At 37.8% G+C, this 1,475-nt stretch carries 2 protein-coding genes and 1 pseudogene; 1 reads left to right on the plus strand and 2 read right to left on the minus strand.

Annotated elements, in window-relative coordinates:
- Positions 1 to 232, minus strand: a pseudogene (locus AC6F75_RS14715) (hypothetical protein); the annotation flags it as partial.
- Positions 233 to 316: 84 nt separating this feature from the next.
- On the opposite strand from AC6F75_RS14715, the gene AC6F75_RS14720 reads away from it, so the two are divergent.
- The gene (locus tag AC6F75_RS14720; protein ID WP_500715846.1) at positions 317 to 757 is read left to right on the plus strand and encodes a GNAT family N-acetyltransferase; all 441 of its coding nucleotides are present in this window, start codon (positions 317 to 319) and stop codon (positions 755 to 757) included.
- Here the strand turns inward: AC6F75_RS14720 and AC6F75_RS14725 are convergent.
- Positions 758 to 1,475 (minus strand): sterol desaturase family protein (locus AC6F75_RS14725; protein WP_500715845.1); only part of this gene is annotated, 718 nt, incomplete at its 5' end.

The raw sequence follows: 1,475 nt of genomic DNA on the forward strand, positions 1-1,475 counted from the left end.
CAATGGCCTCATCAACAGAACGGTAATCACTGTTTACCCGGTTGTGATAAATTTTAGCATCCTCAGCATAGTGAGATTTATAAGACTCCCAGTCACCGGCTTCATAATCCTTAATCATTTGACGCATCACATCAATTTCAGGAGAAGATTCAGTAAAATAATTTTTTGAATTGTCAACACATGAAGTGAAGAGAATTAAACCAAAAATCGGAAAAACAATTAATTTTTTCATAACGAGTGTATTTATATCATATAAAGATAAAGTATTAGTTGTCAATTTTGCTATTTTAGCTCAAAACAATTTCAATATATGAAGCTGGATTTTACGCTTAAAAAGTTTTCAGAGCTCACAACCACTGAATTATATGACCTCCTTCAACTACGCAGTGAGGTATTTGTGGTAGAACAGGATTGTGTGTATCAGGAAATCGACGGAAAAGATGAAAAAGCACTACACCTTTTTGCTTATAAAAATTATGTGATGGTTGCATATGCCCGTCTTTTTGGGCCCGGTGATTATTTTGAAGATGCCAGCATTGGGCGCGTTGTGGTGAAACAACCAGAGCGTAAACACGGGTATGGACACGCTTTGATGAAAGCGGCCAATCTAGCTGCTAAACAACATTTTAAAGTTTCAAAAATCCATCTTTCAGCTCAGGAATATCTTGAAAAATTCTACAATACTCACGGATATCAGCGGGTGGGTGAAGGTTATCTGGAGGATGGAATCCCGCATATTGGCATGGAGAAAGAATAATTACCTTTTCGTTTTAATCCTTTTATCAAAAGGAATACGCAGCTGATACAATATATCTTCATCAGTGTTGTCGTCAACCAAATCCAGACCGTATCTTAATTTTTTGGTATCGTCATAGACAAAAGTTCCAAAAATCCTGTCCCAAAAAGAAAACATATTTCCAAAATTAGTATCGGTCCAAGGCATTTCCCAATGGTGGTGAAACTTGTGCATATTTGGAGTTACAAACACATAGCTGATGTATTTGTCAATTTTTCCGAGGTTGATGTTGGCGTGGGTGAAGTAAGTGAAAAACACACTTAAAATGCGATAAATCAAATAAAAAGCAATGGGCATTCCCATCAGTAAAACAGCAAAAAGAGCAAAACTTTCCCTGATTACAAAATCCAGTGGATGATGCCTTGTTCCGGTGGTGACATCTACCTTGGTGTCACTGTGGTGAATGATGTGTAAACGCCACATCCACTTGACTTTATGAAGGAGGTAATGCACGCCATACTGTGCTATAAAATCCAAAACAAGCAGGGCTAAAATCAATTCTACCCAAACCGGCCAATCTACCAGATGAAGCAGTCCAAATTGAGTTGTACCTATCCAGTAAAAAACCCCTAGCGTGAGCGCGCCAAAGCCCACATTGATTAACATTGAAAAAAACAAAAAAGCAAAATTAACCCCGGCGTGTTTCCACTTTTTATAGTTGATTTTTACCAACGCATAG

The sequence above is a fragment of the Planktosalinus sp. genome, assembly GCF_059864935.1.